Origin of the sequence: Bradyrhizobium sp. PRIMUS42 (genome assembly GCF_023006515.1) — a bacterium.
In the GTDB taxonomy this organism is placed as follows: Bacteria; Pseudomonadota; Alphaproteobacteria; order Rhizobiales; family Xanthobacteraceae; genus Bradyrhizobium.
The window spans coordinates 1-471 of record NZ_JALBGZ010001586.1 but is presented as its reverse complement, the minus strand read 5'-3'; the positions used below and the strand labels follow the sequence as shown (position 1 = coordinate 471).

Genomic DNA, 471 nt, shown 5'->3' with positions numbered 1-471 from the left:
ACCCGCAGCGCCTGGCGCGCGTCTCGACCTTCGTCGACACTGAATTCCTGCCGCAGCTGAAGGGGCTCGCCACCTGCACCCGCGGCGCGCTGTGCCGCGATCCCGAGGCCGAGCGCATGACCTTCGTCGATGCGCATCAGGCGGCGTTCGCCGACCACGGCTTCTGCGCCCATTCCGGCAACGATCCCGAATTCGATCGCGCCTGCTTCGCCGAGAACGGCCAGAGCTTCAATCCCGATATCGTGAGCGCGGCGAGCCAGCCGATGCTGTGCGGCCGCGGCGCCTCGGAATATCGCGCCTACCTGCCGCGCGGGCGCTGGATCCGCGACGCCAATGACAGCTATTTTGCCGCGATGACCTATCCGCAGGGATTGCCGGCGGCGAGCCAGCCGACAGACATCCACGACGCCACCTGGGGCGTGCTCTCCGCCGTCTATGGCGGCGCGGTGCATCCGAGCGCCGAGGGCCATG

General features: G+C 69.0%; 1 pseudogene. It reads left to right on the top strand.

Going from position 1 to position 471, the window contains the following annotated elements:
• Positions 1-471 (top strand): annotated as a pseudogene (locus tag MOV75_RS41790) (hypothetical protein); the annotation flags it as partial.